At 65.4% G+C, this 7295-nt stretch carries 7 protein-coding genes; 5 read left to right on the plus strand and 2 right to left on the minus strand.

What is annotated here, in order from left to right:
• Nucleotides 1–239 (minus strand): SMP-30/gluconolactonase/LRE family protein (locus AC1DY5_RS34985; RefSeq protein ID WP_478119000.1); only part of this gene is annotated, 239 nt, incomplete at its 3' end.
• On the minus strand, nt 236–1000 hold the full coding sequence (locus AC1DY5_RS34990; protein ID WP_478119002.1) for an SDR family NAD(P)-dependent oxidoreductase: 765 nt from the start codon (nt 998–1000) through the stop codon (nt 236–238). The genes AC1DY5_RS34990 and AC1DY5_RS34985, both read right to left, overlap by 4 nt.
• 210 nt (nt 1001–1210) lie before the next feature.
• On the opposite strand from AC1DY5_RS34990, the gene AC1DY5_RS34995 reads away from it, so the two are divergent.
• The 5 genes from AC1DY5_RS34995 to AC1DY5_RS35015 are packed head-to-tail and all read left to right on the plus strand — an operon-like array spanning nt 1211 to nt 7231.
• Nucleotides 1211–2953, plus strand: a complete 1743-nt coding sequence (locus tag AC1DY5_RS34995) for an IlvD/Edd family dehydratase (RefSeq protein WP_478119004.1) — start codon at nt 1211–1213, stop codon at nt 2951–2953.
• A 19-nt stretch (nt 2954–2972) separates the two neighbouring features.
• Nucleotides 2973–4094 (plus strand): ABC transporter ATP-binding protein, encoded by a 1122-nt coding sequence (locus AC1DY5_RS35000; protein WP_478119006.1) that lies wholly within the window; start codon nt 2973–2975, stop codon nt 4092–4094.
• Entirely contained in the window at nt 4091–5017 is a 927-nt protein-coding gene (locus AC1DY5_RS35005; RefSeq protein ID WP_478119008.1) for a carbohydrate ABC transporter permease, read from the plus strand. The genes AC1DY5_RS35000 and AC1DY5_RS35005 overlap by 4 nt, the downstream gene beginning before the upstream one ends.
• Nucleotide 5018: 1 nt before the next feature.
• A complete protein-coding gene (locus tag AC1DY5_RS35010) occupies nt 5019–5855 on the plus strand; it encodes a carbohydrate ABC transporter permease (RefSeq protein WP_478119010.1) in 837 nt (278 codons plus the stop codon).
• Between the two features lie 35 nt (nt 5856–5890).
• Complete coding sequence (locus AC1DY5_RS35015) at nt 5891–7231, plus strand: extracellular solute-binding protein (RefSeq protein WP_478119012.1); 1341 nt, start codon at nt 5891–5893, stop codon at nt 7229–7231.
• Nucleotides 7232–7295: the final 64 nt, after the last annotated feature.

Here is a 7295-nt window from a genome sequence, read left to right on the forward strand (position 1 = left end):
ATGTCGAACATCGCGATGCCCGAGGCCAGGCCCAGCAGCAGTTGCGAGCCGCTGTCGCACAGTGCGAAGCTGCCGAGGCGCTCGGGCATCGTCCACTGGCGCAAGCGCCCGTCCTCTGCCTGCCAGCAGTGCAGGCTCGCGCTTTCGATGTCGGTCCAGTAGAGCGAGCCCGTGCGTTCGCACCACAGCGGGCATTCGCCCAGTCGGGCCCGGGCATCGACCAGCAGCTGGGCCTTCACGTCCAGCCCCCGTCGACCACGAAGTCCTGGGCCGTGCACATGGCGCTGTCGTCGGCGGCGAGAAACAGCGCCATCCGGGCGATGTGCTCGGCCATCAGCGGTTGGTTGATGCACTGGCCGCGCGCGATGTCGGCGCGTGCAGCATCGTCGACCCACAGGCTGACCTGCTTTTCGGTCATGACCCAGCCTGGAACCAGCGTGTTGACCCGGATGTTGAATGCCCCGAGATCGCGCGCCAGGCTGCGCGTTAGGCCCTGCACCGCGGCCTTGGCCGTGGTGTAGACCGGCATGCCGCCCTGCTTGAGCTTCCAGCTGATCGAGCCGAAGTTGACGATCGAGCCGCCGCCGGCCTTGCGCATGTCCTCCGCCACGTTGCGCGCGGCGAAGAACTGGTGTTTGAGATTGACCGCGATGCCGGCGTCCCACGTTGCCGGCGTGGTGTCCTCGATGCGGTGGCGGCGGTCGTTGGCGGCGTTGTTGAGCAGCACCGCAATCGGCCCGTGGCGCTGCCGCACGCTCTCTATCGCGGCTTCCAGGGCCTCGAAGTCCGTGAGGTCGGCGGCGACGAAGAGTGGCGGATGGCGGGCACCGGCCAGGCCCTGGGCCAGCGCGCTGCCGGCGGCGGCGTCGATGTCGACGAAGCCGACCTTGGCGCCCTGCGCCACGAATTGCTCGACCAGGGTGGCGCCGATGCCAGTGGCGCCGCCCGTGATCAGGATGGTGCGGTCGGCCAGGCTCGGATAGTGGGCAAAGGCGGTCATGGTCGAGGCGGTGAAGTGGGCGAATGAAGGAGAAGGGCGAATTCGAATGCACATGCTTCACGCGCTCAGGCGTCGCATCGTTTCGATGCTGTCGATTATGTAGTCATACTTAAAAACGAGAAAATAGCTAAAACTAGGGGTTTTCACGAGGATAGACGAATAAATAGTATGACTATATTCCTCCCTCGCCAATCCTTCACGAAAGCTCCCATGTCGAAGTCGCCCGTCAAGCTCAGGTCCGCCGAATGGTTCGGGACCGCCGACAAGAACGGATTCATGTATCGCAGCTGGATGAAGAACCAGGGCATCCCCGACCATGAATTCCAGGGCAAGCCGGTGATCGGCATCTGCAACACCTGGTCGGAGCTGACACCGTGCAACGCCCATTTCCGCAAGCTTGCCGAGCATGTGCGGCGCGGAATCATCGAAGCGGGCGGGTTCCCGGTCGAGTTCCCGGTGTTCTCGAACGGCGAATCGAACTTGCGCCCCACCGCGATGTTCACGCGCAACCTGGCGAGCATCGATGTCGAGGAATCCATTCGCGGCAATCCGATCGACGGCGTTGTGCTGCTGGTGGGCTGCGACAAGACCACGCCGGCTCTGCTGATGGGTGCCGCCAGCGTCGACGTGCCGGCCATCGCGGTCAGCGGCGGGCCCATGCTCAACGGCAAGCACCAGGGCCGGGACATCGGTTCGGGCACGGTCGTCTGGCAGCTCTCCGAGCAGGTCAAGGCCGGAACCATCACGCTGCATGAATTCATGTCAGCCGAATCAGGCATGTCGCGTTCGGCCGGCACCTGCAACACGATGGGGACGGCCTCGACCATGGCCTGCATGGCGGAAGCGCTGGGCGTCACGCTGCCGCACAACGCGGCCATTCCCGCGGTCGATTCGAGGCGCTACGTGCTGGCGCACATGAGCGGCATTCGCATCGTCGAGATGGTGCGCGAGGACCTGCGCCTGTCGAAGCTCCTGACCCGCCAGGCCTTCGAGAACGCGATCCGCACCAACGCCGCGATCGGCGGCTCGACGAATGCGGTGATCCACCTCAAGGCGATTGCCGGCCGCATCGGCGTGGACCTGGAACTCGACGACTGGACCGCGATCGGGCACGGCACGCCGACGCTGGTGGATCTGATGCCTTCGGGCCGCTTCCTGATGGAAGACTTCTACTACGCGGGCGGCCTGCCCGCGGTGCTGCGGCGGCTCGGCGACGCCGGTCGCCTGCCGCACCCCGACGCGATCACCGCCAACGGCAAGACCCTCTGGGACAACGTCAAGGACGCGCCTTCGTACAACCCCGAAGTCATCCGCGACTGGGACACCCCGCTGGTGCCGGACGGCAGCATCCGCATCCTGCGCGGCAACCTCGCGCCGCGCGGGGCTGTGCTCAAGCCCTCGGCCGCGACCGCGCGCCTGCTGCGCCACCGCGGCCGCGCCGTGGTCTTCGAGAACCTCGACGACTACAAGGCCCGCATCGCTGATCCCGACCTTGATGTCACCGCCGACTCGATCCTGGTGCTCAAGAACTGCGGCCCGCGCGGCTATCCGGGCATGGCCGAGGTCGGAAACATGGGCCTGCCGCCGAAGCTGCTGGCGCAGGGCGTGACCGACATGGTGCGCATCTCCGACGCCCGCATGAGCGGCACGGCCTACGGCACGGTGGTGCTGCATGTCGCCCCGGAAGCGCGCGCGGGCGGCCCGCTGGCCGTGGTCCGCGAAGGCGACTGGATCGAACTCGACTGCGACACCGGCCGGCTGCACCTGGAGGTCAGCGACGCCGAACTCGCCGACCGGCTGGCGAGCTGGGCGGCCGAACAGAAGGCAGATCCGGCCGACGGCTCGGGCTACCGGAAGCTCTACGTGGAGCACGTAATGCAGGCCGACAAGGGCTGCGATTTCGATTTTCTCGTGGGAGGTCGCGGCGCCGGGGTGCCGAGGCATTCCCACTGACACATTGCTGGAGACAACCATGGCAGGCATCAAACTCATCGGYATCGACAAGCGCTACGGCAGCGTCGATGTGATCAAGAACCTCGCGCTGACTGTGGAGCCGGGGGAATTCCTCGTCTTCCTCGGGCCGTCGGGCTGCGGAAAGTCGACCCTGTTGCGCATGATCGCGGGGCTGGAGCCGGTCTCGGGCGGCGAGATCCGCATTGCCGATCGCGACGTGACGCACCTGCCGCCGGGCGCGCGCGACGTGGCGATGGTGTTCCAGCACTACGCGCTCTATCCGCACATGACGGTTTACGACAACATGGCCTTCGGCCTGCGCAATGTCGGCGTGGCCGAGGCGGAGATCGATCGCCGCGTGCAGGAAGCCGCGCGCATGCTGGAACTGGTGCCGCTGTTGCAACGCAAACCGGTCCAGATGTCGGGCGGCCAGCGCCAGCGGGTGGCGATCGGCCGCGCGGTCGTCAAGGAGCCGGCCGCCTTCCTGTTCGACGAACCGCTGTCGAACCTCGACGCCGCGTTGCGTGCCCGCACCCGCGTCGAGCTGGCGCGCCTGCACCAGCGCCTGAAGTCGACCATGGTCTTCGTCACCCACGACCAGGTCGAAGCCATGACGCTGGCGACCCGCATCGTGGTGATGAACCAGGGCCGCATCGAGCAGATCGGCCGCCCGATGGAGATCTACCGTCATCCCGCCTCGCGCTTCGTCGCCGGCTTCATCGGCTCGCCGGCGATGAACTTCATCGACGTGACGCGTACGGATGGCGTGGATGGCTGCGCGGCCGTGCGCCTGCCCGACGGCACGCTGGTGCAAACCTCGGTCGACGCCGCCTCGCTGCCGGCCGATGCCAGGCTCGAGATGGGCGTGCGCCCCGAAGCGCTCGCCATCGATCGCTCCGACGCCGCCGGCGTCCTGGTCGGCACCGCCGAAGTGGTGGAGCGGCTCGGCGACCAGACGCATGCCCACATCGCGCTGCGTTCGGGTGGCACGGTGGTGGCCCATGCGGCCCGCGACAGCGAGATCACTGCAGGCGATGTCGTCGGCCTGCGCCTCAACCCCTCGGCGGTCCACCTGTTCGATCCCTCGGGCGCCGCCCACCATGCGGCGGCGCGGGCGCGAAGCACGAAGGCATCCCAATGAGCGCGACGCTTCCTGTCGACGCCTCGCCACCCGCGCGCCGGCACGCCGCGGGGGCAGCCAGCGGATCGCGCTGGAGCAACGGGCTGTTCATCGTGCCCTTCCTGGTCGTCTACCTGCTGCTGCTCGTGCTGCCCCTGCTCAAGGGCATCTACATGAGCCTGCAGGACGTGGATATGCTGTCGCAAACGGCGGACTTCGTCGGCTTCAAGAACTACCGCGACCTCTGGACCGACGACATCTTTCGCGGGGCGGTGCGCAACACCTTCGCATTCGTCCTGATGTCAACGCCGGTCTTTGTGGCGCTCGGCCTGGCGCTGGCCCTGGCCCTGAATCGGCCGGGACGCACCGCCGCTGCAATGCGCGCCATCTTCTTCGGCTCGTCGGTGTTGTCGGTCACGATCGTCACGCTGGTGTGGAAGCTGGTGCTGATGCCTCACCACGGCCTTCTCGCCAACGTCACGCACGCCGCCGGCCTGCCCGATGTGTCGTTGCTGACCTCCGAAGCCTGGGCGCTGCCGACTATCGCGGCCGTCACCGTGTGGTGGATTATCGGGCTGCCGATGATGTTGTTTCTCGCCGCCCTGCAACAGGTTCCCGGCGAGGTCTACGAGGCCGCTGCGCTCGACAACGCGAGCCGCTGGCGCACGCTGTGGCACATCACGCTGCCTGCGATCCGCCGCACCGTCGCCCTGGTTGCGGTGATCGAGGTGATCCTGCAGTTCCAGCTGTTCGGCCAGGCGCAGTTGCTCACCCAGGGGGGTCCCAACAACAGTTCGCGCCCGATCGTGCAATTCATCTACGAAGCCGGCTTCCAGCACTGGACGCTGGGGCTCGCCGCGGCGGCGTCGCAGGTGCTGTTCGGCATCATGCTGATCGCGATGGCCGTGCAGGTCTGGGTGTCCTCACGCAAGGAGGGTTACTGACATGCAGAACATCGTGGGAAAGAGCATCGGCAATCGCCTCATCCTGGGCGCCGTCATTGCACTGGCGATCGCGTGGATAGCCCCGCTCGTGTGGGTCTTCGCACTTTCGTTCAAGCCGAACGAGTTCCTCACGGTGCGCACCGACGTGATCTTCTCGGGCCCGTTCACGATCAAGAACTACACCGACATCATCGCCACCTCGTCGGTGTTCCGCTGGACGATGAACAGCGTGATCGTCGCCATGCTGCAGACCTTCGCAATGCTGGTGCTGGCCTCGCTCGCCGGCTACGGCTTCGCACGCACCGAGTTCCCGGGGCGAAAGGTGTTGTTTTTCGCGGTGCTGGCCGGGCTCACCGTGCCGGAGCAGGCCATCATCGTGCCGCTGCACCTGATGTTCGCCGACCTCGAACTCCACAACACCTACACGGCGCTGATCCTGCCGCGCCTCGCGACGCCCTTCGGCGTGTACCTGATGACGCAGTACTTCAAGGCGATCCCGCGCGACATCGAAGAGGCGGCGATGCTCGACAACGCCTCGCGCCTGAAGATCTTCTTCAAGGTGATCCTGCCGCTGTCGATCCCGGCGCAGGCCACGCTCGGCATCTTCACATTTTTGCATGCCTGGAACGACTACCTGTGGCCGTTGATCTCTGCGTCCAAGCCGGAGATGTACACGCTCACGCTGGGACTGGCTTCCACGCAATCGAATTTCGGGCAGTCCGAAGGCATCGGCTACCTGATGTCGCAGGCCGTGTTCGCCGGGCTTCCGGTGTTCATCCTCTACCTGTTCTTCCAGAAATACATCATCGCGGCCGTTTCCGGAACGGCCGTGAAATGAATCGTCAGACAACCACTTCACGGAGACAGACTCGAATGAAAAAGACAGCCACCCACGCACTCGTCGGCCTCGGCCTCTTCGGTGCACTCGCAGGCTCCCTGCAGGCTCAGCAGAAGACCGAGATCACGCTCTCGCGCTTCTTCGGCTCCTGCGAGGCCGACTACGGCAAATCGACCGACGTCAAGGCAGCGCGCGGCGAGTGCGGTGTCATCACGACACTGGTGAACCAGTTCAACGCGACCAACAAGGACAACATCATCGTCAAGCCGCAGATCGTCGAATGGGGCCCGTACTACGATCAGCTAACCGCGCGCATCGTTGCGCGCGACGTACCCACCGTTGCGGTGATGCACGAGTCCTCCCTCGGTGACTTCGTGAACCGCAAGCTGATCGACCCGGTGGACGACGGTTTCAAGTCGGTCGGCATCGACACTTCCGAATACAGCGACCACGCCAAGGCCGGCACGCAGTTCGACGGCAAGACCTATGCGCTGCCCTTCGACACCTGGGGCTGGCTCTGGCACTTCAACCTGAACCTCATGAAGAAGGCCGGCCTCACCAAGCCCGACGGCACCCCTGTGGAGCCGACCACGCCCGAAGAACTGCTGACCCAGGCGCGCAAGTTCAAGGAGGCCACGGGCAAGCCTTACTTCTCCTGGACGACGGTGAACTCGACCTCGCCCAACATGCGAACCTTCCTGACGCTGTTCTATCAACAGAACGGTGCCGAGTTGTTCAAGGGCGGCGCCAAGCCGCAGCTCGACATGAAGTCGGCGCAAGCGACCAAGGCGCTGACGTTGATGAACCAGATGTACAGCGAAGGCCTGATCATGACCGGTCTGGACTACGGGGCGTCCAACCAAGCCTTCGTCAATGGCGAAACCGGCGTGGTGGTGGTCGGCACCTGGAAGATCGACGATTTCGTGGCCCAGTCCGAGAAGCCCGGAACGGCGCTCAGCAACGGCTACGCGGTGGTTCCCTTTCCCCGGCTGCTCGACAAGAAATCGGTGTTCGCGGACGGCCACACGTGGGTGATGATCAAGGGCGGTGCCAAGGACGAAGCCCAGCGCAAGGCGGCGCTCACCTTCCTGAAGTTCCTCTGGGACAACGATGGCGAATGGGCCCGCACCGGCCACCTGCCGGCCAACAAGACCGCCCTGAACAGCGCCGCCTTCAAGGCCTTGCCCATGCGCAGCAACATCGTGGAGCTGTCCGCGACCGGCCGCGGCATGCCGCACAGCATCCCGCGTCAGCGCGCGATCGAGATTGCCGTCGACCAGGAGATCGGCAACATGATGACCAGCAAGAAGCCGCTGGCCGAAACGCAGGACGCCGCGGAAGCGCGCGTGAACAAATTGCTCGACTCGGTGCGCTGAACGCCAGGCGTCCACCACCCAGCGAAAGACCCACCATGATCAAATCCATCCTCAAGACGACGGC

It is taken from the genome of Variovorax sp. P4_D9 (assembly GCF_056401695.1).